This is a genomic window from Aeromonas sp. R10-1, from assembly GCF_040908465.1.
GTDB classification, from domain to species: domain Bacteria; phylum Pseudomonadota; class Gammaproteobacteria; order Enterobacterales; family Aeromonadaceae; genus Aeromonas; species Aeromonas caviae.
Genome location: NZ_JBFODT010000026.1, coordinates 1 through 21,998 on the forward strand (window position 1 = coordinate 1; position 21,998 = coordinate 21,998).

Consider the following 21,998-nt stretch of genomic DNA (forward strand, 5'->3'; position numbering starts at 1 on the left):
ATTGCTTGATTCAAATTGTTAAAGAGCGACGCAGCTTTTGGCTGCTGCGGGAGTGGCATTCTACTCAACCGCCTTCTCGAGTCAAGCCTTATTTTCAAAGGCTTTTCGAGGCTACCGACCGGCTTGTTTGCGTTGCCGCTTGCCGTGTCGATGGAGGCGCATTATAGGGAGCGAATTCATTCTGGCAACCCCTCCTCTGCAATAAAATTGCAAAAATCGGCACTTTTTTAGTTATTCATATCCAAGCACAGCTTTTATACAAACTTATCCACAGAAACCGGTGTCGTCTTGCTAGAATGGCCGAAAACAAGGAGGCCAAGATGGACTTGCGACTAAGACCTTACAAGGGAAAATGCCCGCAACTGGGCAATCGGGTATATGTGGATCCCTGCGCCACCCTGGTGGGGGATATCCAGCTGGGCGACGATGCCAGCATCTGGCCCATGGTGGCCGCCAGAGGGGACGTCAACCATATCCGCATCGGTGCGCGCAGCAACATTCAGGACGGTACAGTGCTGCACCTGACCCGCAAGAGTGCCAGCAACCCCGGCGGCTATCCGCTGCTGATAGGTGAGGATGTCACGGTCGGTCATAAAGCCATGCTGCACGGTTGCACCATAGGCGACCGGGTACTGGTCGGCATGGGTGCCATCCTGCTGGATGGGGTGATCGTTGAAGACGATGTGATGATCGGGGCGGGCAGCCTGGTGCCACCAGGCAAGCGGCTCGAGGCCGGCTTTCTTTATATGGGCAATCCCGTCAAGCAGGCCCGCCCTCTCAAGCCGGCCGAGATCGCCTTCCTGAAGACCTCGGCCGACAATTATGTGCTGCTCAAGGATGAATACCTGCAAGAGGCCTGACCCTGCAGCCACAAACAGGAAGCCCGGCATGATGCCGGGCTTCTCTTCTTATATAGCTATGTGACCATCAGGCAGGATCAGTGGGCCTGATCCCAGTTGACACCAGTGCCCACTTCCACCACCAGCGGCACATCCAGTTCGGCCGCACACGACATCTTCTCCTTGATGAGGGCGATGTACTCTTCCAGCTTCTCTTCGCGGATCTCGAACACCAGTTCATCGTGCACCTGCATCAACATGCGGATCGACTCGTCTTCAATCCCGCGGATCCAGCCATCCACATTGATCATGGCCCGCTTGATGATGTCGGCAGCGGTGCCCTGCATGGGGGCGTTGATGGCGGCCCGTTCGGCCGCCTTGCGCAGGCCCGCGTTGCGAGACTTGATATCCGGCAGATAGAGGCGACGGCCAAACAGGGTTTCGACATAGCCCTGGGCGTCCGCCTGCTGGCGGGTGCGCTCCATGTACTCCAGCACCCCCGGGTAGCGCTCGAAGTAGAGATCCATGTACTTCTGCGCCTCGGCACGACCGATCCCCAGCTGCTTGGCCAGACCGAAGGCGCTCATGCCATAGATGAGACCGAAGTTGATCGCCTTGGCACTGCGGCGCATGTCGCTGGTCACCGCATCGAGCGCGACCCCGAACACCTCGGCGGCGGTCGCCTTGTGGATGTCCTTGCCCTCGGCGAAGGCGGTCAGCAACCCCTTGTCACCGGAGAGGTGGGCCATGATGCGCAGCTCGATCTGGGAGTAGTCCGCCGCCACCAGCTTGTAACCGGCGCACGGAATGAAGGCCTGCCGAATGCGGCGCCCCTGTTCGTTGCGTACCGGGATGTTCTGCAGGTTGGGATCGGTGGACGAGAGCCGACCGGTCGCCGCCACCGCCTGATGATAGGAGGTGTGCACCCGCCCGGTCTGCGGCTTGATCATCAGCGGCAGCTTGTCGGTGTAGGTGGACTTGAGCTTGGCCAGGCCACGGTGCTCCATCAGCAGACGCGGCAGATCATAGGTCTCCGCCAGCTCGGCCAGCACCTCTTCCGCAGTGGATGGCGCTCCCTTGGGGGTCTTTTTGATGATCGGCAGCCCCAGCTTGGTGAAGAGGATTTCCCCAAGCTGCTTGGGCGAGGAGAGGTTGAACTCCTGCCCGGCCAGCTCATGGGCCTGCTTCTCCAGCTCTGCCAGACGCACTTCGATCTCCTGGCTCTGCTGGTGCAGCAGCTTGGGCTCGATGGTGGTACCAAGTCGCTCCATCCGTGCCAGCACCGGCAGCAGCGGCAATTCAATCTCGCTGAATACCTTGGCAAGGCCCGGCTCGGCAGAGAGCTTGCCCCACAGCGCCTGATGCAGACGCAGGGTGATGTCGGCATCTTCCGCCGCGTAAGGAGCCGCCTGCTCCAGTTCGATTTGGTTGAAGGTGAGCTGCTTGACCCCCTTGCCAGCAATGTCCTCGAACGAGATGGTCTCGACGTTCAGATACCTGCGGGCCAGGGAATCCATGTCGTGGCGGCTGGCGGTGGAGTTGAGCACATAGGACTCGAGCATGGTGTCGTAGGCGATACCCTGCAGCTCGATACCGTGGTTGAGCAGCACGTTGCGATCGTACTTGAGGTTCTGCCCCACCTTGAGACGGGCCGGATCTTCCAGCAGCGGCTTGAGCTTGCCCAGCACCAGCGCTTCGCTCAGCTGGACAGGCGCTCCCAGATAATCATGGCCGAAGGGCACGTAGGCCGCCTTGCCCGGCTCGATGGCAAAGGAGACGCCAACGACGCGCGCTTCCATATAGTCGAGACTGGTGGTCTCGGTGTCGAAGGCAAACAGCGGCGCCGCCTGCAACCGTGCCAGCCACTCATCGAATTCGGCCTCATCCAGGATGCAGCGATAGTCGGTTTCGATGGCGGCTGCCGGGGCGGCGCCTTCCTCATCACTTTCGGCTTCGCTCTCCTCAGCGCCACCGGACTCCAGCTCTTTGATCAGGTTGCGCAGCTCATACTCGCGATAGACCGCCAGCAGAGCCTCTTTGTCGATGGGGCCAAGCTGCAACTCTTCCAGGCTCTGCTCCAGCGCCACGTCGGTCTTGATGGTGGCCAGCACATAGGAAAGGCGCACCTGCTCTTCCTGCTCGCGGAACTTGTCGGCGAACGCCTTGGAGCCACGGAAGCCGAGCGCCGCCACCTTGTCGAGGTTGGCGGCAATCTCGTCGATGCTGCCTATCCCCTGCAACAGGGCCAGTGCGGTCTTCTCGCCGACACCGGTCATGCCGGGAATGTTGTCCACCTTGTCCCCCATCAGCGCCAGGTAATCGATGATGAGCTCGGGCGGTACGCCGAACTTCTCGATCACCCCTTCCCGATCGGTCTTCACATCCTTCATGGTGTCGATCAGGGTGACATGGTCGGAGACCAGCTGCGCCATGTCCTTGTCGCCGGTGCTGATGAGCACAGGCAGCTGTTTCTCGGTCGCCTGACGGGCCAGGGTGCCGATCACGTCGTCGGCCTCCACCCCTTCGACCATCAGGAAGGGGAAACCCATTGCCTTGATCATCTGGTGGATAGGAGCGACCTGGCTGCGCAGATCGTCCGGCATGCTGGCGCGTGTTGCCTTGTATTCGGGATAGATGTCGTCACGGAAGGTCTTGCCCTTGGCGTCGAACACCACGGCCACGTGGCAGTCGGGGTACTGCTTGCGAAGGCTGCGCATCATGTTGGCCATGACACGGACGGCGCCGCTAGGCAAGCCGGTCGAGGTGCGCAGATCGGCCTGCTGCGAGGCAAAGAAGGCGCGGTAAAGATATGAAGAGCCGTCGACCAGAATAAGAGGATTGCTAGAGGCCATGAAAATCGTCCTGCCAAGAATAAACAGCCGCTAGGATGCCACAGGGCCCGCACCACACCAAGGGGACTCCCACCATCACCCCGGCGCACCGGTGAGGCACATTGCTGTGGATAACTCTGTGCTCAAAAATGGCACCATTGCATCACGGCCGTGATAAAGCTGTGGATTAAAACAAAAAATATCTTTTAAAACATTACGTTGAGATCATGAAAACTCAACATGACACACTCATCATGATCTCGATCAATGTGGAAAAAAATTCAAGGGGGGTACTGAGGCAGGATCCAAAACGAAACAATCCTAGCACAGGGAGATGACTTGACCAGCGGAGGTCGAACGATAACCATACAAAAGTACAACAATCTACCCTGGCTCACATTTTCAACAACGAGGAGTCTGTCATGAAAAAAGTGGCCGTGATCTTGAGTGGTTGTGGCGTGTTTGACGGCGCCGAAATCCACGAGGCCGTCATCAGCCTGCTGGCGCTGGCCCGTCAGGGAGCATCCGTTCAATGCTTCGCCCCCAATGTCCCTCAGCTTCATGTCATCAATCACCTGACCGGCGAGGTCAGCGAGGGAGAGAACCGCAACGTGCTGGTCGAGGCGGCCCGCATCTGCCGCGGCCAGATCAGAGATGCGGCTGAACTGGATGCAGCCGACTTCGACGCCCTGCTGGTGCCGGGCGGCTTCGGCGCCGCCAAGAACCTGTGTGACTTCGCCATCAAGGGCGCAGAGTGCCGCATCCAGCCGGATGTGCTGAAGGCCTGCCAGAGCTTTGCCAGAGCCGGCAAACCGGCCGCCTACATCTGCATCGCACCGGCCATGATCCCGCTCATCTATGGGGCAGGCACCCTGGCCACCATTGGCAACGACGAGGGCGCCGCCAACGCCATCGAAGCCATGGGTGGCAGTCATCTCGACTGCCCGGTGAGCGAATTCGTGGTGGATCAGGAGCGCAAGGTCATCTCCACCCCTGCCTACATGCTGGCCAACAATATTGTGGAGGCGGCGGACGGCATCGAGAAGACCGTCAAACAGCTGCTGGCACTCTGATTGCCCGGCAGACCAAAACAAGCGGGCCGCTCAAGGAGCGGCCCGCTTTCATTCCGGTCAATCTAGACGGGATCAGATGGCATCGCCCATCTGGTCCATCTTGCCCAGCAGGGCACGCAGACGCTCTTGCCAGGCAACGTGCTCGTTGCGCAGTTGGTGGTTTTCGTCTTGCAGCTTGCTGTTCTGCTCTTTCAGCTCGTCCAGCTCCATCTTCAGCAAGGAGATGTTGTCGACGGCGGATTGTACTTTGGATTCGAGTTGCTCAAGGACTTCTAGTGACATATGCATACCTGTATGTTCAATTGCGATGCCCCACAGAGGGCGATTCAAGCGCGTGGAGCCAGCATACCCTGATGCGCTCGGCACAAACAAGCCAGCACGTTGCAAAATGCGCCCTGCGGCCTGGTATTGCTTAAATATGCGTCGGTTTTTCTCGCAGGCAGCAGGAACCTCGATCCCGGGCGTCCGCCGTGGCATAACCCGCCCTCCTGCAGATGCCGTCATCAGCCATGCAAGGCGATGAAGCCCCCCATCATCAGACAGGCCACGGCGTACATCAGCAGGCCGTAGAGCAGGTTCCAGCGCAGCAGCAGCCCGGCGCTCAGGTTGTAGCGGGACGCCAGCGCCAGATTGGAGCCGGAGAGCGGGCTCGTCCCGGTCGCCAGCCCCCACCCCATGAGGAAGCACATGCCAAGCAGGCTGGGATCCGGTGCCAGCGGCCAGAGCAGCGGCGCCACCCCCGAGATGCTGATGAGAGGATGCACGCCCACTATGGCCACCAGGAAGATCAGCAGCAGGGTCAGGCAGGCTTCCAGCCAGCCGAAGTGGTTGAACAGCGGCAGGCCGTGGCCACTGCCAAAGTCCAGTACTGACAGCGCGCTGTTGATGCCAGCCGCCAGCAGGCCGGCCCCCAGAAACAGCACCAGCTGGCCACCGATGGCCGGGAAGCGCTCCACCACCTGGCGCTTGAGAGCAGCCCCTCGCCCCGCTTGCGGCATGAACAGCAGGGCCAGCAAGGGCGCCACCAGGGCGATCACCGCCAGAATGCTGAGTCCGGGCCAGAAACGGTGGATCACCAGCACCAGCAGTGCCAGGGTCACCGGTAGCCCCAGGGTCTGGAGCCGCAGCGGATAACCTTCAAAGGTCTCCACGCCGAGTCGCTCTACCTGCCAGGCCGTCAGCCCCATGGCCAGCAAGGCCGCCAGTATGCCAAAAGGCAGTATGCTGCCCAGTTGCAGACCCGGTGCATAGGTGAGGGCCACCGCCATGGCGACGAAGAAGGGGGACCAAAACGCAGCAGCACAGAAGATCCGGCTCAGCACCATGACCTGACGCCGCTCCAGCGTCCCGTTGCGCTCCAGCCGATCGCCGATGATGAAGAGCACCGAAAGATTGATGACGGCCCCCAGCAGATTGAGGCTGGCCATGGTGCTCCACAGCCCCTTGCGACCGGACCAGGAGGCGGTGCCGGTCAAGAGGCCGGAGGTAGCCAGATTGAGGGTGCTCACTGCGGCAAACATGGTCAGCATGTTGATGTTCGGCAAGAGCCAGTCACCTGGGCTGAGGCTGGCCCCCCGCCACCAGGAAAAGAGCAGCAGCAGGAGCGCCGCGCCGTAGAGGGCCAGCGCCTGGCGCCGTGCGGCACCCACCAGCCAGGGCCAGGTGAGCAGGGAGGCGGCCCAGGCCGCGATGGCGGCGGGCCAGGGGGAGAAGTCCAGATAAAGGTGCAGCAGGTTGAGCAGCCACATCCCAAGGATCAGAAAGCCTGACCAGCGCTTGACCATACAACGGCCTCGGTCAGGGGATCAGAGGCACTGATCCATGTCCAGGGAAGGTTTGTCGCACTCGGGGCGGCCCACAATCCTGGCAGGCACGCCAGCGACCGTGGTGTGAGGCGGCACCGGGTTGATCACTACGCTGCCGGCACCGATCTTGGCGCCGACGCCCACCTCGATGTTGCCGAGCACCTTGGCCCCCGCCCCTATCATCACCCCTTCCCGGATTTTGGGGTGACGATCGCCACTCTCCTTGCCGGTCCCCCCCAGAGTCACACTCTGAAGGATGGAGACGTCGTTCTCGATGACGGCGGTTTCCCCGACCACGATACCAGTGGCATGGTCAAACATGATGCCCTTGCCGATGCGGGCGGCCGGGTGTACATCTACGCCGAACACCACGGAGATCTGGTTTTGCAGATAGAGCGCCAGGGCACGGCGTCCCTGACGCCACAGCCAGTTGGCCACCCGATACCCCTGAAGAGCATGGAATCCCTTGAGGTAGAGCAGCGGGGTGGAGAAGAGGTCGACCGCCGGGTCGCGATCCTGCACCGCGCAGATGTCGGCGGCCACTGCGGCCAGCAGCTCGGGCTCGCTGCGCAGGGCCAGCTCGATCACTTCCCGCAAGGCGATGGCAGGCATGGTGGTGCTGTCGAGCTTGTTGGCGAGCTGGAAGCTCAGCGCCGAGCGCAAATCCCGGTGATTGAGAATGGTGGAATGAAAGAAGCTGGCCAGCATGGGCTCCTGGGCCGCCATGCTCTGCGCTTCCTGCTGAATTTTTTGCCAGGTTCTGGCAACCAGATCATCCATGTTGCAGCCTACTGTTGTTCAGGGTGAGTGCTTTGTCGTTCTTTTGTCAGCACCGAGATGGGGTCCATGTGAATGATCACATCCATCCGCTCGAAGGCCTGGCGGACGGCCAGTTCAGCCTCGTCGGCTATCTGATGGGCCCTGACCAGAGGCAGTTGATCATCGAGTTCCAGATGCAACTGCACGAAACGGGTCGGCCCGGATTGGCGGGTACGCAGGTCATGTACGCCATGCACCCCCTCTACGGCACAGCAGAGGGCCATTATTCTCGCTTGTTCCTCCTCTGGCAACTGACGATCGAGCAGGGCCTGCACCGATTCGTAGCCGATATGGACAGCCCCCCACACCAGGAACAGACCGATCAGAATGGCAAACAGGCCGTCGGCCCAGTACCACCCCTGCCCCGCCAGCACCAGTGCCACCAGCACGCCGCCATTGAGCAGCAGGTCGGAACGGTAGTGCAGCATGTCGGCCTTGATGGCCACACTGTTGGTCTTGCGGATGACAAAGCTCTGGAAGCTCACCAGCAACAGGGTCAACACGATGGAGCCGACGCTGACCCAGATCCCCGCCTCCAGGCGCACCACGGGCACCTGATTCAGCATCGACGAGATGCCGTGCATCACCAGCAGCAGGGCGGACCCCGAGATGAAGGCCGACTGCACCAGACCCGCCAGGGACTCCGCCTTGCCGTGGCCGAAGCGATGCTCTTCGTCGGCAGGGGCCAGCGCATAACGGATGGCCAGCAGATTGATGAGAGAGGCGCTGATGTCCATGAAGGAATCGGTCAGGGATGCCAGCAGGCTGGATGAATCCGTCATCAGCCAGGCGATCAGTTTGCCCAGGATGAGCAGGGTGGCGGTGGTCACAGCGGCCATGCTGGCCAGGGTGACCCAGCGGGAATAGTGTTGGTGGCTCAAAACCGGCTTTCCTCCGACGCGTAAAAACTTATTATACCCTGACCCGGACGTCAGTTTGGCGTGCAAAATCAACAGAGTGACTCCCAGATGAACAAAATACTCCTGGTCGACGACGATCTCGAACTGACACAGCTGCTCACCGAAATCCTGACCCTGGAGGGGTTTGAGGTCACCGTCGCCGAGGATGGGGAAGAGGGATTGCAGCGACTGGCAGAACAGGCTTTCGACCTGGTGCTGCTGGACGTCATGATGCCCAGACTCAACGGTTTCGCGATGCTGACCCGGCTGCGCAAGACCCACGACACCCCGGTGTTGATGCTGACCGCCCGTGGCGACAGCCAGGATCGGGTCAACGGGCTGGAGGCCGGTGCCGACGACTATCTCGCCAAGCCGTTCGACGACAGGGAGCTGCTGGCCCGGGTGCGCGCCATCCTGCGTCGAACCCAGAGCCAGGCTCCCCAGCGCGGCGGCAGCTCGGAAGAGGTGCGCTTCATGGATCTGGTGCTGCAGCCCGGCCTGCAACAGGCTCGCTGCGACGATCAGTTGCTGGAACTCACCGCCACCGAGTTCGGCCTGCTGGAGTGCCTGCTGCGCAATCCGGGCCAGATCGTCAGCAAGGGCCTGCTCTCCGAGCAGGTGCTGGGCAAGAAGCTCGAACCCTTCGATCGGGCCATCGACATGCACCTGAGCAACCTGCGCAAGAAGCTGCCGGAGCGGGCCGACGGCCAGCCCCGCTTCAAGACGGTGCGGGGACGAGGCTACCTGTGGCTGGAGCAGGCATGAAATCGGCCCGCACCTTCAACGGCCTGTCCACCCAGATCTTCCTCTGGTTCTGGTTCATCCTGCTGCTGGTCGTGGCCGCGGTGGTGATCCTCCCCACCCTGGACCCCCGCAACATCATCCCGCTGCCGGCCCACGAGATCACCCGTCTCAACAACAACCTGGCGGCGCTGCAACGGGGCGCGGATCCCGAGCAGGATTTCGATCTGGCCAAGGCCATCGATGCCGCGGGCCTCTTGCCGGTGGACAACATCTATCTACGCGATGCCAAGGGGCAGATGCAGTCCAGCACCCGGCTGAGCAAGTTCGTGATCCGTTTCATGCTCGACTCGGACAACCCAGCCAAGCCCATGCTGGGCAGCGAACACCAGCGCGCCATCGCCGGCCCCTTCCAGATGGTCCATCACGGCCAGACCTATCACGTCTATTTCGGTCTGAACGTCGAAAACTCCTACCTGTTCCTCTTCATCCAGATCCTGGATCACCCCATCCAGATCCTGGGCATCGCCATGCTGGTCAGCACCCCGCTCTGTCTGTTGCTCGCCTGGCGCCTGACCCGCCCCATACTGCAGTTGCAGCAGTCGGTCTCCCAACTCGCCCAGGGCAACCTGGAAATACAGATCCCCAACCTGGGTCGGCGCGACGAGATAGGCCAGCTGGCCGAACATGTCAGTCGCATGGTCGACACCCTCAAGGACATGATCCAGAAGCAGAAGCAGTTGCTCTCCGACATCTCCCACGAGCTGCGCAGCCCCCTGACCCGCATCCAGCTCGCACAGGCGCTGATCCGCCGCAAGCAGGGGGACAGCGCCGAGCTGGCGCGCATCGAAGGGGAGATAGCCCGGCTCGACAAGCTGATAGGGGATCTGCTGGATCTGTCGCGGGTGCAGCAACATGTGGAAGCGCCGGTGACGCTGCCCCTGGCGGAGCTGCTGGAGCCCATCCTGGACGATGCCATGTTCGAGGCAAACCAGAACGGCAAACAGCTCAGGCTCCCTTCCCTGCCCGCCGAATCCCTCACCATGTGGCCGGAGCTGCTGGCGCGCGCCCTGGAAAATCCCCTGCGCAACGCCCTCAAGTATGCCCGCGAGTTCATCAAGGTGGACTGGTACCGGGAGGGACGGGAATGGGTGATGACCATACGGGATGACGGCCCTGGCGTGCCGGTGGAGCAGCAGCCCCGGTTGTTCCTGCCCTTCTTTCGGGTGGACGATGCCCGCAACGCCAAGACCGGGGGCACGGGTCTCGGCCTTGCCATCGCCGCCGAGGCGATCCAGCGTCATGGGGGGACCATCCGGGCCAGCAGCAATCAGCCGACCGGACTGGTCATCACCATCCGTCTGCCCATGCCCTGACCTCCCCCTTTTCATCGGCACGGGTGCTGGGTATGCTGGCGCCCGTTTCGCACCAGCCCAGGATCCTTCCATGCTCGATATCGTGCTCTACCAACCGGAAATCCCCCCCAACACCGGCAACATCATTCGCCTCTGCGCCAATACCGGCTACCGGTTGCACCTGATAGAGCCCCTGGGGTTCGAGTGGGATGACAAGCGGGTCAAGCGGGCCGGGCTCGACTATCACGAGTTTGCCGACGTCAAGCGCTGGCCTGACTATGAGGCGTTTCTGGCGGCCGTCGCCCCCCAACGGGTCTTTGCCTGCACCACCAAGGGACGCACCGCCCACTCGGCGGCCCGGTTTGCCCCCGGTGACGCCCTGCTGTTCGGGCCCGAGAGCCGAGGCCTGCCCATGGAGATCATCGAGAGCCTGCCATTCGAGCAGCGGCTGCGCATTCCCATGCTGCCCCAGAGCCGCAGCATGAATCTGGCCAACGCCGTCGCGGTGTTCGTCTACGAGAGCTGGCGGCAGTTCGACTATTCAGGCTCGCTCTGACCGCTGACGATATTGGCAAGGCGGCCAGGATTCAGACTGACTGCGCCGTCCCCTGCCCCGCCAGCAGCCGTCCATCCCGCTCCAGTCGCCAGCAGAGCCAGCCCAGCGTCAGGCCACGACCGGCCATCAGGGCACTCATGGCGGCCCACAGGGCCGCCACACCCCATCCCTGGCAGAGCCACCAGATGGGAAAGAAGCCGGCAAACACCGCCACCAGCATGCTGTTGCGCATCTCCCGGGCCCGGGTGGCGCCGATAAAGACCCCGTCCAGCAGGAAGCACCAGACCGCCAGCAGCGGCATGGCCACCAGCCAGGGGAGCTGACGTTGCGCCTCGGCGATCACCGCCGGTATGTCGGTAATGTGGCGGATGAGCCAGTGGCCCCCCAGGGCAAACGAGAGGGTGAATGCCAGGGCGATCAGCAGCGCCCAGCCCAGATTGAGAACGATGGCCTCCCGCAGCAGCGGCCTATCACGCCGCCCGATGGCGCGCCCTACCATGGCTTCCACCGCATAGGCAAATCCATCCAGCCCGTAGGAAATCAGCATCAGGAAATTGAGCAGCACCGCATTGGCGGCCACCGCCACATCCCCCAGCCTGGCCCCCTGCAGAGTCATGAACACGAAGCAGAGTTGCAGACAGAGAGAGCGGATGAAAATATCCCGGTTCAGGGCGAGCAGCCGCAGCAGGGCCGGCCACTGGCGCCAGCGCTGCCAGGCGTTGTGCCACACCCCGGGATCAAGTCGGCGCAGATGCCGGCTCACCAGCCAGAACCCCACCCCGAGCGTGCTGTAATCCGCCAGCAGGGAAGCTGCGGCCACCCCTTTCACCTGCCAGCCCAATCCCAGCACGAACCAGGCATCCAGCACCATGTTGACGAGATTGCCCAGGATCAGAAGCAGCATGGGACTGCGTGCATCCTGCATGCCCAGCAACCACCCCATGATGACCAGATTGCACAAGGCCGCCGGAGCGCTCCAGACCCGCACCGACACATATTGACCGGCATAGGTCTGTACCTCGGAAGAGCCGCCACCGAGGGCGATGATGGCCGGCAGGAACGGCAACAACAGGAGCAACAGCGCCATGCCCAGTCCGATCGCCAAGCCCAGGGCCCGCGCCAGGGTGTCGAGCTGCCCTTCGGCATGGGCTGCACCTTGAGCCTGGGCGGTCAGCCCTGTGGTGGACATGCGCAGGAAGCCAAGCAACCAGAACAGCAGATTGATGAAGGTCGCACCGACCGAGACGCCGCCGAGAAACCAGGCCTGGCCAAGATGACCGATCACCCAGGTGTCCACCAGCCCCAGCAAGGGCGTGGTGACGTTGGAGAACACCATGGGCAGGGCCAGGGCGAAGACGGCTCGGTGGCGGCGAGGATCCTTCAGCCAGGCGGGAATCAGCATGGTGCGCGCCGGGCTCACTCGCCAGCCAGCCGCACGATGCGCGCGAAGTCGGCCACCATGGCCTGCATGTCCACGTGGGGCACCTCACCCGGTGCTACTTTGGGTCGGAAGGTGGCCACCAGCTTCCCCTCGGGGTTGATCAGCACGATGGAGGCGGAGTGGTCGATCAGGTAGTCCTTGCGATCCCCTTCCACGATGGAATAGACCAGCCCCAGATTGCGGACCAGAGGAAAGAGGGCACTGTGAGGTGCTGTCGCCGCCTTGAACTCGGGCTCGAAGAAGGCGGTATAGCTCTTCAGGCGGGCGCTGTCATCCCGCTGGGGATCCGCCGAGATGAATACCACCTGGCTAGTGGGGGCTATCTTCTTCAACGCCGGATAGACGCTGCGCAGATCCGCCAGCGTGGTCGGACAGACATCCGGGCAGTAGGTGTAGCCGATGAACAGAAAGCTCCAGTGTCCCGTCAGGTTGGCAGGGGTAAAGGGCTGTGCATCCGCATCCGTGAGGGCAAACGGGTTGATGTCTCGCCCCGCCGGGTAGTAATCGGCCTGTTCAGGCACCGCGGGCTGACTCCAGTAATAAGCCGCCGCAATGGCGCCGATGAACAGCAACAGCAGCAGGTAAAAGCGTGGTTTAACCATATAAAACAAAGCCTTGCTTATGTTAGAAGCCCAGGGGGCAAAACCGGTAGGGGTCATTGTAACCCGCCTGCCCCCGCCGATGGCTAGTCTTGCATCCCGGCGGGAAAGCGTCTGTGCCATGGTTCAGCCGCATCGGCGCCCAAACAAGAGCCCCGCTCTGGCGGGGCTCTTGTTTGTACAGGAAGAGGGATCAGGGCCGCAGCCTGTGCTGCGGCTGGGCACGTCTCAGGGGGACGCGCAGCGGGATGACGGGGGCAGTCCAGGGCTCATCCGGCAATCCGATGTCGTGATGACGGCGAAACAGACGAACCAGGCGGACAATCTTGTCTTTGGGGCACCCAAGCCAGATGGTCCAACCATCTCCCTTGTGATAGACCCAGAGCGCATAGAACCATGTCATCCGACTGCCCTTGATGAATCGGGTGATGGAAGATGCGGGCGCTGCGGCCGGCACCGGATCCCACGGCGAGCTTGAAGCCATACCTGTCCTCCTTGCTCAACAGGTCACGCTGACGGGTCTCTTTGTCCCCAACGACGAACCAACCACGGCAGCGTACTGACTGTACGAGTCCCCAGTCTGAGGCGACTCTCCCTTCTGCGCACCGACCCGGCGATCATGCATCCCTGCCATGGCGTACTGCCCGGTGCGACTCCCCCTTCCCTGATCACCGACCATGACAGGGGCCTTATCAAAGGATATATCCGAAATGCATGTCGTGCGGCGAGACTGTGCGCACAGGAAGGAGAAGCGAAAAGGTGGGGAGGGAGATGCCATCGGCAGATGAAAATGAAGAGGCCTCCCGCAGGAGGCCTCTTCATCGCATCGGATGTTTACATCCAGTCGGCGTTGCGGATTACACCGACCGCCAGGCCCTCTATGGTAAGGTGCTGACTGGCGAGATCCACCTCGATGGGGGAGAGCTCTTCGTTTTCCGGCAGCAGCCACACCTGGCTGCCCTTGCGCTGGAAGCGCTTGACGGTGACATCCTCGTCGAGCCGTGCTACCACGACCTGGCCGTTGCGTACCTCCTGGGTCTTGTGTACCGCCAGCAGGTCCCCGTCCATGATGCCGATGTTCTTCATGCTCATGCCCTGCACCCGCAGCAGGAAGTCTGCCCGCGGGTGGAACAGGGCGGGATCTACCTGGTAGTGGCTCTCGATATGTTCCTGGGCCAGGATGGGTTCCCCGGCCGCCACCTTGCCAATCAGTGGCAGGCCGTTTTCTTCAGGCTGCACGTCCTCTTCTTCGAGCAGCAGACGAATGCCACGGGACGTGCCCGGCATGATCTCGATGACCCCTTTTTTGGCCAGGGCCTTCAGATGTTCTTCGGCCGCGTTGGCCGACTTGAAGCCAAGCTTCTGGGCAATCTCGGCGCGAGTCGGCGGCATGCCGGTCTCGTTCATGTTCGCCTTGATGAGCTCGAGTACTTCAGCCTGGCGAGGGGTAAGGGGTTTCATAGCATGGGCACCTGTCTTTTTATACAGCACACTGGCAGTATATACAGTGCTGGGGCCAAGGCAAGGCGCAACTGGCATTTGTCGCGACCCGACGCACATTTGTCCCTCCCCCCGCTCTGAAGTGCCGACTCATCGTACCTCTCGGCGACAAGCAGCCGGTGATTTGCTATGCTCACGCCGCATTTTTTTGGAGAGCAGACGCACATGTCCCTTGGACAGAAGATTTCCAGAGCCATCCTGCAATGGCCGGTCAGCGGCTTGGTCAATCACAAGAGCCTGCCGGAAAACCCCATCACCGAGCTCAAGCTGGATCCGGCCAGACCCATCGTCTATGCCCTGAAGACCAGCTCGATCACCGACCTGATGACCCTGCAACAGTGCTGCGAGGATCTCGGCCTGCCCGGCCCCTTCACGCCGCTGGAGCTGAACGGTCAGCTGCTGCCACGCTACGTCTGTCTGGACCGTCCGCCTCCCCTGTTCGGCACGCGCAACAAGCCGCTCCCCTTCCTGCAGGAGTTCCACCAGCTGCTGGACCTGCACAAGCAGGATCCGGCGCTGGACATCCAGGTAGTACCCGTCACCCTGTTCTGGGGCCGCGCCCCGGGCCGGGAAGGCGAGGAGGCCTCCGGCTGGAACATCATCAGCAGCCTGGCGCCAAACCGCCTGAAGAAGGCGCTGATCGTGATCCTGAAAGGGCGCGAGAACCTGGTGCGCTTCTCCCCGCCCCTCTCCCTGCGCTACATGGCGGACAAGCACGGCACCGACGAGGCCATCGCCCACAAGCTGGCGCGGGTGGCCCGCACCCACTTCAGCCGCCAACAGCTGGCCGCCACCGGACCCAAGTTGCCGAACCGCAACCTGCTGTTCAAGCAACTGCTGGATTCGAGCGTGATCCAGCAGGCCATCGAGGAGGAGGCCAGACGGGAAGGGATCAGCCTGGAGAAGGCGCAAAAGCGTGCCCACGGCTACATGGACGAGATCGCCTCCAATTTTTCCTATCGGTTGATCCGCCTCGGGGAAAGCTTCCTCGGCTGGCTGTGGAACAAGCTCTATCGCGGCCTCTCGGTCAACGGAGCAGAGCAGGTGCGTCAGCTGGCCCAGGAAGGGCACGAGATCGTCTACGTCCCCTGCCATCGCAGCCACATGGATTACCTGCTGCTCTCCTACGTCATCTACCACCAGGGCATGGTGCCACCCCACATCGCGGCGGGCATCAACCTCAACTTCTGGCCGGCAGGCCCCATCTTCCGCCACGGCGGCGCCTTCTTCATCCGCCGCACCTTCAAGGGCAATCCGCTCTACAGCACGGTATTCCGGGAGTACCTCAACCTGCTGTTCGCCAAGGGCTATTCGGTGGAATTCTTCACCGAGGGTGGGCGTTCGCGTACCGGTCGCCTGCTGCCCCCCAAGACCGGCATGCTGGCCATGACCCTGCAGGCCATGATGCGCGGGCTGGACAGGCCGGTCACCCTGGTCCCCGTCTACCTCGGCTACGAGCACGTGATGGAGGTGAATACCTACCACAACGAACTCAAGGGGAGCCGCAAGGAGAAGGAGAGCTTCCTGCAGGTGCTCGGCATCCTGCGCAAGCTGCGCAACTATGGCCGTGGCTTCGTCAATTTCGGCGAACCACTGACCCTCAACAGCTATCTCGGCGAACATGTGCCCACCTGGAAGGAGAGCATCGGCCGGGAGGAGCGCCCCGAGTGGATGGCCTCCACCGTCAACCAGCTGGCCGAGCTGCTGATGACCCGCATCAACGATGCCGCCGCCGTCAACGGCCTGACCCTGAGTGCCCTGGCCCTGCTGGCCGCCGAGCGCCACGCCTTGACCCGAGACGAACTCCAGGCCCAGCTCAACACCTATCTGGACCTGCTCAAGCAGGTGCCCTACAGCCCGCACAGCACCATGCCGGACGAGGACGCCAGAACCCTGCTGGAGCAGGCGATGGAGCTCAACAAGTTCGAAGTGAGCGAGGACAAGCTGGGCCAGATCATCAGCCTGGACCGCTATCAGGCGATCCTGCTCACCTACTACCGCAACAACATACTGCACCTGTTCGCCATGCCCTCCCTGGTGGCGGCCCTGATCGAGCGGTGCGAGGGGATCTCCCGCAGCGAGATCGTCGCCCGCTGTGTCGACATCTACCCCCTGCTCAAGACCGAACTCTTCCTGCGCTATGAAGAGGACGAGCTACCGGAGCTGATCGATGCCCTGCTGGCCGAGCTGTTGCGCCAGCAACTGGTCGAGGCACGCGACGGCGGCTACTGGGTCAACCCCGGCAACCAGATGCGCCTGCTGCTCTTGGCCGAAAGCATCCAGGAGACCCTGCAGCGCTACGCCATCGTGCTGACCCGCATGCTGGCCCAGCCCCACATCGAGGCGGAGCAGCTGGAAGCGGACGGCCTGATGATGGCGGAGCGCCTCGGTACACTGCACGGCATCAACGCCCCCGAGTTCTTCGACCAGAAGCTGTTCAGCACCCTGATCCACACCCTGCGCAGCGAAGGCTATCTGGATCCGGGCTGCAAACCGGATCTCGGCCGCTTCCAGGCATTGGCCGACAACATAGTGCCGCTGCTCAGCAACAAGATCCGCCGCACCATCCAGGCGGGCAACCGGCTCTGAGGCGTCGACACCCAACAAAAAGGCCGCATCATGCAGCCTTTTTTTCATCAAGGAAGGGGGCGGGTTAGAGGTAGTGAACCATCACCCCGAGCAGCACCAGCGCCCCCACGTAGTTGTTGTTGAGGAAGGCCTGGAAGCAGGCTTCCCGCTGCCGCTCCCGGATCAGTCGCTGCTGGTAGACGAACAGCGCCGCCGCCCCCAGCAGTCCCCAGTAATAACCGGATCCCAGCCCCATCAGCTGCCCGATCCCCAGCAGGATCAGCAGGGTCGCCAGTTGCAGCGCGCCGATGATCCGCTTGTCGTGACGGCCGAACAGGATGGCGCTCGATTTCAGGCCGAGCTTGAGGTCGTCATCCCTGTCCACCATGGCGTACTCGGTGTCATAGGCGATGGTCCACAGCAGGTTGGCAAGAAACAACAGCCAGGCTTCCGGCGGCAGGGCATTGGCCTGGGCCGCATAGGCCATGGGAATGGACCAGGAGAAGGCCATGCCGAGCACCAGCTGGGGGATGGGGATGAAGCGCTTCATGAAGGGGTAGCAGACCGCCAGCAGCAGACCGGCAAAGGACAGGCTGATGGTGAGCGGGTTCAACGTCAGCACCAGGGCGAACGAGAGAAGCGCCAGCACGGCGAACAGTACCAGCACTTCCCGCTCGGCGACCCGCCCCATGGGCAGCGGTCGCCCGGCAGTGCGTTTGACATGACCGTCGAAGTTGCGATCCGCATAGTCATTGATGACACAGCCGGCGGAGCGCATCAGAAAAACGCCCACCACGAACACGGTCAGGATCCAGGGGTCAGGCAGGCCACCAGCCGCCAGACAGAGCGCCCACAGGGTCGGCCACAGCAGCAGCAGGGTACCGATGGGCTTGTCGATGCGGGCCAACTGCGCATAGGCCAGTCCCCGCTCCTTGGTTAACAGCTTCACTCCAGCTCCTTATCCGATGGCAACGAATGAGACGATAGCGAGGGCAGGAAAAGTTCATGGACCAGCAGTGGCCATTGCCCCAGAAACAGGCGGGAACGACGCCCCCATACGGTGGCGGCCGGACACCAGGGATTGCTCGCTATCTCGAAACAGGCCAGTTGCAGGTGATCCCGCCGCGCCGGTGCCTCACCGAAAATGCGCTCTCCCAGCGGCTGCTCTCCCAGATCCTGCAAACCGCCCCCCTGCAAGGCCGCTTCGGCAAACAGGGTCCAACCCAGGATGGCAGGCCCGCCATCACCGTGCAGGATCACCTCGCGGCACATGCCCGCGGTGGCCGACACCGCCACCAGCGCCTGCTCGTCCACCGTCAGCGACACGGCGCGATTGCCGAGCAGTTGCACCGAGAGGTGATGATTGTAACGACGCAGGCGCCGGGTCATGGAATCGGCCTCCAGCAACCAGGGACGCAGCGCCTCGGGCGGTTCGCACTCTGCAGGCGCCCGCCACGGGACGAGCTGGACGAGGGGAACAGTCAACTCGGACTTCACAGCTTCACCATCCGGAGATTTCCGTTGTCAGGTTAAAAACCGGTTTATTATCCGTAAATCAATGGCGAATTGTAAGAACATCCGTGCTTGACGGCCCCGATGGCAGCATCAAAAATGGGGCATCCGTCGCTGCCGAGCCATCCAGATGAAGATCATCAGAATTCTGCTGCTGTCCCTGGGGTGTACCCTCTTGAATACACAGGCCTTCGCCAATGAGGAAGAGGCCACCGATCCCGCTTCCTCCGCCGTCCAGCCGGGATTCGCCTATCACGCACTGGATCCGGACATCATCACCAACTACCTTGGCGACGGCAAAACCCTCGGCTATGTACGGGTGACGGTAGAGCTGATGGCCACGGACGCTGCCGACCTCAAGTTGCTGGAGCAGCACGACCCCCTGATCCGCGACGCCATCATCCGGCTGATTGGCAGCAAGACGGGCGCACAGATCAAGTCCCTGGTGAACCGGGAAGAGCTGCGCAAGGAGTGTGAGGCCAAGGTCAACGAACTGCTGGTCAAGGAGACGGGCAAGAAGGCGGTCCGCGAGCTCATCTTCACCAAATACCTGTACCAGTAACCACACCGGGAGGGGTCCTGCCCCTCTCACCCGTTGCATTCACTGTCGAGGACGTCATGGGTCACAAGACGCTGTGTGAGTGGCGCCGTCACGAGATCCCCGCCGATCTCAAGACGCTGCGCAAGATTGTGCGCAAACCCAAATTCGTGTGTGGCAAGTGTGCCCGCAGCGCCAATGACAAGGATTACCTGTGCCAGCCGCTGCGGCTGAAGCATAAAGAAGGGTAGGTCCCTCTTCTCACGAAGAGGTTCACGCAATATTTCAGAAGAGAGAGGAAGGCTGATTTATTGATCAGTCCAGCCATGGCGACCCTGTTCAAACAGGCGACGGGCCTGCACGTCGTTGGGACAGACGCCGCGATACTCCTCTCCCGACCGTCCTGCCAGATAGAGATGCTCGGGTCGGCAATACCAGGCCAACCCCTTCTGGCGACCCAGCTCCCAAAGGGCAACGTCCACTTTTTCCCCGCACTGGGTCTGGTGAAATGCCACCCGATCGCCAGCAAAACCGAGCTTGCCGTCCGCCTCTCCCACGTCGCTCCACACCTTCTCGCAAGGGTCGTCGGAGTTGGAAACACAGCCCCCGAGCAGGGCGGCACAAAACATGATGACGAGTGAGCGCATATTCATCCTTGGCGTCGTTGGAATCGTTGTTGAGCCGCTGCCTGCCTCGTACAGCGTCATTTGAGCAGTTCATTCTAACCAGCCCGCCCCGTTCTCACCAAGGGCTGCCCCCCTCGCCACACAAAAAATCGGGCGGGCACCAGGCCCGCCCTCAGGCGTTACAGGGAGTCACTGATCGTCGAGAGGGTCATAGTCCTGCCAGCTCTCGTCATCCAGCTCCTCCAGCTCGTCTTCCCAGGATTCCGGCTCCCAGTCATCATCGAGATCGAAATCAGGCGTCTGCGTACCCATGCTCATTCTCCTTGGATAGTGCACCGGCCTACAAAGTCTATCCAGAATAATGGTGCTCGCCAGTGGTTCCGCTCAGAGCTTGACCAGGGTGCAGCCAGCCACCTGGAGTCATAGCTCCGGTGGCATCCACGCTCTGCTCCAACCCGGTGACAGACCGGGCGAACACGTCGGCTGGCAGTTCCCGCGCAGGGCGGCGGTGCACCGACCGGGTCTTCGGTCACAACGCCTTGAACATGCTTGCCTCGCCCTGTCGTGGCATCGCTCGTCAGGTGCTCTGACGCTTTTGCAATTGAAAATCCAGGGCGAGGCTCATGCCGGCCACCTCCTCGCCCGCCAGCTGGCGCAGGATCAGCTCCGCCGCCTCCCTGCCCATCTGGTGATAGGGGATCCTGACCGAAGTCAGCGCAGGATGACAGGCGCGCGCCACATCCAGATCGTCGAAACCGGCGATGGCGAGCTTGCCCGGCACGTTCAGATGGCGGCGCTGGCATTCGAACAGCACCCCGGCCGCCAGCTCGTCGTTGACGCAGATCAGCGCATCCAGTTCGGGCCAGCGCAGCAGAAACTCCCCCAGCATGGCCGCCCCCGTGCTGAAACTCGGCAGCTCAGAGGTATTGATGATGGCGTCCGGAGAGAGGTAGTTGTCCAGCAGCGCCTTCTGCCAGCCCTGCATGCGCTGCTGCAGCATCCACTGCTCCTGGCGGGCACAGAGAAAGCCGATGTTGCGATGACCGCGCTCGATGAGGTGGCGGGTCAGCTGATAACCGGCATCGAAGTTGGAGACCCCGACGTTCATGTCGATGGGATGGCGCGCCATGGCTCCCACCTCCACCACCGGCAAGCGAGCCGCCTGCAGGCGCTGCCGGATGACCTCCCCGGGATCCCCCCCAAACAACACCACGGCGGCCGGATTGTGCTGCAGGAAATTGCTGAGCAGGCTGGCCTCCTGCTGCTTCAGGTGCTGGGCATCCCCCAGCATGATCTGATAGCCCTCGGCGAGCAGGGTCTGCTGCAGCCCGGCAATCATGTCACCGCAGGCGCGCTCCGCCAGGCTGGGGACGATGACCACTATGGTCTGGGAAGTGGCGGACGCCAGCGCCCCCGCCGCCCGATTGGGGATATAGCCGAGTTCATCCACCGCCGCCTCGATGCGCTCGCGCATCTTGTCGGACACCAGCTCGGGGGTGCGCAGGGCGCGCGACACCGTCATGGCTCCCACCCCAGCCAACTGGGCCACGTCGTTGAGGGTCACCCGACCCGTGCTGCGGCGTTTTTTCGCTTCTGACATCCTTTCCCTTCCTCGGCATACGGGCATTCACTTTAAGGCAAAAGCGGGGCACTGACTATTTGCTCAAACCGGATTTTACCTTCTTTGAAGCCGACAAGGGGCAGGATGAATCCCTCCTGTGAGAGAAATGATAGCGCTATTACAGATCAATGTTAGCGCTATCTGGTAGCGCTAACTTTCGGGATCAAGCTCACAGTTATCAAGGGGCAAGATCGCTAGATTGGCGCCATCCTATCCAGCCCGGACACTGCCATGCTGACCCAATTGCTGACCGAGCAGGTCATTTCCATCGAAGCGGGCGCCCGCGACTGGCGCCACGCCATCGAGCTGGCCACCGCCCCCCTGCTGGCCAACGGCACCATAGAGCCCTCCTATGTGGCGGCGCTCTATCGCTCCCACGAGGAGCTCGGCCCCTACTACGTGCTGGGACCGGGCCTGGCCATGCCCCACGCCCGCCCGGAAGACGGCGTCAACCGGTTGGGACTGGCGCTGACCGTGCTGAAAGAGGGGGTCAACTTCGGCTCCGAGGGCAACGACCCGGTGCGGCTGCTGGTCACCCTGGCCGCCAGCGACAGCAACTCCCACGTGGAGACCATCGCCCAGCTGGCCGAGCTGTTCATGAATGAAGAAGACGTGGCAGCCATCATGGCGGCCACCAGCAAAGACGACATCTTGCGCATCCTGGCGCGTTATTGA

At 62.1% G+C, this 21,998-nt stretch carries 23 protein-coding genes; 9 read left to right on the forward strand and 14 right to left on the reverse strand.

What is annotated here, in order from left to right; all coding sequences use genetic code 11:
* Positions 1-320: 320 nt before the first annotated feature.
* Positions 321-860 carry a gamma carbonic anhydrase family protein gene (locus tag AB5Y93_RS13655; protein WP_103244715.1) on the forward strand — a complete coding sequence of 180 codons (540 nt, stop codon included), beginning with the start codon at positions 321-323 and terminating at the stop codon, positions 858-860.
* A gap of 77 nt (positions 861-937) precedes the next feature.
* On the opposite strand, the gene polA is transcribed toward AB5Y93_RS13655, so the two are convergent.
* Positions 938-3,691 carry a DNA polymerase I gene (polA, locus tag AB5Y93_RS13660; protein WP_368229631.1) on the reverse strand — a complete coding sequence of 918 codons (2,754 nt, stop codon included), beginning with the start codon at positions 3,689-3,691 and terminating at the stop codon, positions 938-940.
* A 401-nt stretch (positions 3,692-4,092) separates the two neighbouring features.
* On the opposite strand from polA, the gene elbB reads away from it, so the two are divergent.
* Entirely contained in the window at positions 4,093-4,743 is a 651-nt protein-coding gene (gene elbB / locus AB5Y93_RS13665; protein WP_103244038.1) for an isoprenoid biosynthesis glyoxalase ElbB, read from the forward strand.
* A gap of 72 nt (positions 4,744-4,815) precedes the next feature.
* On the opposite strand, the gene AB5Y93_RS13670 is transcribed toward elbB, so the two are convergent.
* From AB5Y93_RS13670 to AB5Y93_RS13685, 4 genes are all read right to left on the reverse strand, one after another.
* Positions 4,816-5,025, reverse strand: a complete 210-nt coding sequence (locus AB5Y93_RS13670; RefSeq protein WP_010672454.1) for a cell division protein ZapB — start codon at positions 5,023-5,025, stop codon at positions 4,816-4,818.
* Positions 5,026-5,246: 221 nt separating this feature from the next.
* Positions 5,247-6,527, reverse strand: coding sequence for a hypothetical protein (locus tag AB5Y93_RS13675; RefSeq protein ID WP_010672453.1), 1,281 nt, complete (start codon positions 6,525-6,527; stop codon positions 5,247-5,249).
* A gap of 21 nt (positions 6,528-6,548) precedes the next feature.
* Positions 6,549-7,328, reverse strand: a complete 780-nt coding sequence (gene cysE, locus AB5Y93_RS13680; RefSeq protein WP_010672452.1) for a serine O-acetyltransferase — start codon at positions 7,326-7,328, stop codon at positions 6,549-6,551.
* Between the two features lie 8 nt (positions 7,329-7,336).
* Positions 7,337-8,248 carry a cation diffusion facilitator family transporter gene (locus AB5Y93_RS13685; RefSeq protein WP_010672451.1) on the reverse strand — a complete coding sequence of 304 codons (912 nt, stop codon included), beginning with the start codon at positions 8,246-8,248 and terminating at the stop codon, positions 7,337-7,339.
* 87 nt (positions 8,249-8,335) lie between these two features.
* On the opposite strand from AB5Y93_RS13685, the gene AB5Y93_RS13690 reads away from it, so the two are divergent.
* The 3 genes from AB5Y93_RS13690 (at position 8,336) to trmL (ending at position 10,918) form a co-directional block, all read left to right on the forward strand.
* Positions 8,336-9,031 (forward strand): response regulator, encoded by a 696-nt coding sequence (locus AB5Y93_RS13690; RefSeq protein WP_010672450.1) that lies wholly within the window; start codon positions 8,336-8,338, stop codon positions 9,029-9,031.
* Positions 9,028-10,383 carry an ATP-binding protein gene (locus AB5Y93_RS13695; RefSeq protein WP_039041147.1) on the forward strand — a complete coding sequence of 452 codons (1,356 nt, stop codon included), beginning with the start codon at positions 9,028-9,030 and terminating at the stop codon, positions 10,381-10,383. The genes AB5Y93_RS13690 and AB5Y93_RS13695 overlap by 4 nt, the downstream gene beginning before the upstream one ends.
* 70 nt (positions 10,384-10,453) lie before the next feature.
* Positions 10,454-10,918: a tRNA (uridine(34)/cytosine(34)/5-carboxymethylaminomethyluridine(34)-2'-O)-methyltransferase TrmL gene (trmL, locus tag AB5Y93_RS13700; protein WP_039041146.1), complete on the forward strand. Its 465-nt coding sequence runs from the start codon at positions 10,454-10,456 to the stop codon at positions 10,916-10,918.
* A gap of 31 nt (positions 10,919-10,949) precedes the next feature.
* Here trmL and dinF read toward each other — a convergent pair whose 3' ends face one another.
* The 4 genes from dinF to lexA all read right to left on the reverse strand — a co-directional run bounded on the left by dinF (position 10,950) and on the right by lexA (position 14,419).
* Positions 10,950-12,320, reverse strand: coding sequence for an MATE family efflux transporter DinF (gene dinF / locus AB5Y93_RS13705; protein ID WP_042014715.1), 1,371 nt, complete (start codon positions 12,318-12,320; stop codon positions 10,950-10,952).
* 14 nt (positions 12,321-12,334) lie between these two features.
* A complete protein-coding gene (locus AB5Y93_RS13710) occupies positions 12,335-12,961 on the reverse strand; it encodes an SCO family protein (protein ID WP_048209466.1) in 627 nt (208 codons plus the stop codon).
* A 190-nt stretch (positions 12,962-13,151) separates the two neighbouring features.
* Positions 13,152-13,442 (reverse strand): hypothetical protein, encoded by a 291-nt coding sequence (locus AB5Y93_RS13715; protein WP_010672445.1) that lies wholly within the window; start codon positions 13,440-13,442, stop codon positions 13,152-13,154.
* Between the two features lie 350 nt (positions 13,443-13,792).
* Positions 13,793-14,419: a transcriptional repressor LexA gene (gene lexA, locus AB5Y93_RS13720; RefSeq protein ID WP_010672444.1), complete on the reverse strand. Its 627-nt coding sequence runs from the start codon at positions 14,417-14,419 to the stop codon at positions 13,793-13,795.
* 204 nt (positions 14,420-14,623) lie between these two features.
* Here lexA and plsB point away from each other — a divergent pair, with 204 nt between their 5' ends.
* Positions 14,624-17,047: a glycerol-3-phosphate 1-O-acyltransferase PlsB gene (gene plsB / locus AB5Y93_RS13725; RefSeq protein WP_010672443.1), complete on the forward strand. Its 2,424-nt coding sequence runs from the start codon at positions 14,624-14,626 to the stop codon at positions 17,045-17,047.
* 64 nt (positions 17,048-17,111) lie between these two features.
* Here plsB and ubiA read toward each other — a convergent pair whose 3' ends face one another.
* Positions 17,112-17,975 (reverse strand): 4-hydroxybenzoate octaprenyltransferase, encoded by an 864-nt coding sequence (gene ubiA, locus AB5Y93_RS13730; RefSeq protein ID WP_042864636.1) that lies wholly within the window; start codon positions 17,973-17,975, stop codon positions 17,112-17,114.
* Positions 17,972-18,523, reverse strand: a complete 552-nt coding sequence (locus AB5Y93_RS13735) for a chorismate lyase (protein ID WP_323582315.1) — start codon at positions 18,521-18,523, stop codon at positions 17,972-17,974. The genes ubiA and AB5Y93_RS13735 overlap by 4 nt, the downstream gene beginning before the upstream one ends.
* 145 nt (positions 18,524-18,668) lie before the next feature.
* Here AB5Y93_RS13735 and AB5Y93_RS13740 point away from each other — a divergent pair, with 145 nt between their 5' ends.
* Both AB5Y93_RS13740 and AB5Y93_RS13745 read left to right on the forward strand, forming a co-directional pair.
* The gene (locus AB5Y93_RS13740) at positions 18,669-19,100 is read left to right on the forward strand and encodes a flagellar basal body-associated FliL family protein (RefSeq protein WP_262000071.1); all 432 of its coding nucleotides are present in this window, start codon (positions 18,669-18,671) and stop codon (positions 19,098-19,100) included.
* 56 nt (positions 19,101-19,156) lie between these two features.
* Positions 19,157-19,327 carry a hypothetical protein gene (locus AB5Y93_RS13745; protein ID WP_010672439.1) on the forward strand — a complete coding sequence of 57 codons (171 nt, stop codon included), beginning with the start codon at positions 19,157-19,159 and terminating at the stop codon, positions 19,325-19,327.
* 57 nt (positions 19,328-19,384) lie between these two features.
* Here the strand turns inward: AB5Y93_RS13745 and AB5Y93_RS13750 are convergent, their stop codons facing one another.
* The 3 genes from AB5Y93_RS13750 to AB5Y93_RS13760 all read right to left on the reverse strand — a co-directional run bounded on the left by AB5Y93_RS13750 (position 19,385) and on the right by AB5Y93_RS13760 (position 21,302).
* On the reverse strand, positions 19,385-19,723 hold the full coding sequence (locus AB5Y93_RS13750) for a DUF2799 domain-containing protein (RefSeq protein WP_010672438.1): 339 nt from the start codon (positions 19,721-19,723) through the stop codon (positions 19,385-19,387).
* A 168-nt stretch (positions 19,724-19,891) separates the two neighbouring features.
* Positions 19,892-20,014, reverse strand: a complete 123-nt coding sequence (locus AB5Y93_RS13755) for a hypothetical protein (protein WP_010672437.1) — start codon at positions 20,012-20,014, stop codon at positions 19,892-19,894.
* A 265-nt stretch (positions 20,015-20,279) separates the two neighbouring features.
* Positions 20,280-21,302, reverse strand: a complete 1,023-nt coding sequence (locus AB5Y93_RS13760; RefSeq protein ID WP_201997592.1) for a LacI family DNA-binding transcriptional regulator — start codon at positions 21,300-21,302, stop codon at positions 20,280-20,282.
* 252 nt (positions 21,303-21,554) lie between these two features.
* Between AB5Y93_RS13760 and AB5Y93_RS13765 the strand changes: the two genes are divergently transcribed.
* Entirely contained in the window at positions 21,555-21,998 is a 444-nt protein-coding gene (locus AB5Y93_RS13765; RefSeq protein ID WP_368229633.1) for a PTS sugar transporter subunit IIA, read from the forward strand.

Excerpts from the sequence above, each read along its gene's own strand:
- AB5Y93_RS13765 (WP_368229633.1), top strand. The coding sequence starts at position 21,555 with ATGCTGACCCAATTGCTGACCGAGCAGGTCATTTCCATCGAAGCGGGC.
- AB5Y93_RS13740 (WP_262000071.1), top strand. The coding sequence starts at position 18,669 with ATGAAGATCATCAGAATTCTGCTGCTGTCCCTGGGGTGTACCCTCTTG.
- cysE (WP_010672452.1), bottom strand. The coding sequence starts at position 7,328 with ATGGATGATCTGGTTGCCAGAACCTGGCAAAAAATTCAGCAGGAAGCG.
- dinF (WP_042014715.1), bottom strand. The coding sequence starts at position 12,320 with ATGCTGATTCCCGCCTGGCTGAAGGATCCTCGCCGCCACCGAGCCGTC.
- plsB (WP_010672443.1), top strand. The coding sequence starts at position 14,624 with ATGTCCCTTGGACAGAAGATTTCCAGAGCCATCCTGCAATGGCCGGTC.
- polA (WP_368229631.1), bottom strand. The coding sequence starts at position 3,691 with ATGGCCTCTAGCAATCCTCTTATTCTGGTCGACGGCTCTTCATATCTT.
- AB5Y93_RS13690 (WP_010672450.1), top strand. The coding sequence starts at position 8,336 with ATGAACAAAATACTCCTGGTCGACGACGATCTCGAACTGACACAGCTG.
- lexA (WP_010672444.1), bottom strand. The coding sequence starts at position 14,419 with ATGAAACCCCTTACCCCTCGCCAGGCTGAAGTACTCGAGCTCATCAAG.
- AB5Y93_RS13715 (WP_010672445.1), bottom strand. The coding sequence starts at position 13,442 with ATGGCTTCAAGCTCGCCGTGGGATCCGGTGCCGGCCGCAGCGCCCGCA.
- AB5Y93_RS13755 (WP_010672437.1), bottom strand. The coding sequence starts at position 20,014 with ATGGGTACGCAGACGCCTGATTTCGATCTCGATGATGACTGGGAGCCG.
- AB5Y93_RS13750 (WP_010672438.1), bottom strand. The coding sequence starts at position 19,723 with ATGCGCTCACTCGTCATCATGTTTTGTGCCGCCCTGCTCGGGGGCTGT.
- elbB (WP_103244038.1), top strand. The coding sequence starts at position 4,093 with ATGAAAAAAGTGGCCGTGATCTTGAGTGGTTGTGGCGTGTTTGACGGC.
- AB5Y93_RS13675 (WP_010672453.1), bottom strand. The coding sequence starts at position 6,527 with ATGGTCAAGCGCTGGTCAGGCTTTCTGATCCTTGGGATGTGGCTGCTC.
- trmL (WP_039041146.1), top strand. The coding sequence starts at position 10,454 with ATGCTCGATATCGTGCTCTACCAACCGGAAATCCCCCCCAACACCGGC.
- AB5Y93_RS13655 (WP_103244715.1), top strand. The coding sequence starts at position 321 with ATGGACTTGCGACTAAGACCTTACAAGGGAAAATGCCCGCAACTGGGC.
- AB5Y93_RS13760 (WP_201997592.1), bottom strand. The coding sequence starts at position 21,302 with ATGTCAGAAGCGAAAAAACGCCGCAGCACGGGTCGGGTGACCCTCAAC.
- AB5Y93_RS13695 (WP_039041147.1), top strand. The coding sequence starts at position 9,028 with ATGAAATCGGCCCGCACCTTCAACGGCCTGTCCACCCAGATCTTCCTC.
- AB5Y93_RS13745 (WP_010672439.1), top strand. The coding sequence starts at position 19,157 with ATGGGTCACAAGACGCTGTGTGAGTGGCGCCGTCACGAGATCCCCGCC.
- AB5Y93_RS13710 (WP_048209466.1), bottom strand. The coding sequence starts at position 12,961 with ATGGTTAAACCACGCTTTTACCTGCTGCTGTTGCTGTTCATCGGCGCC.
- AB5Y93_RS13670 (WP_010672454.1), bottom strand. The coding sequence starts at position 5,025 with ATGTCACTAGAAGTCCTTGAGCAACTCGAATCCAAAGTACAATCCGCC.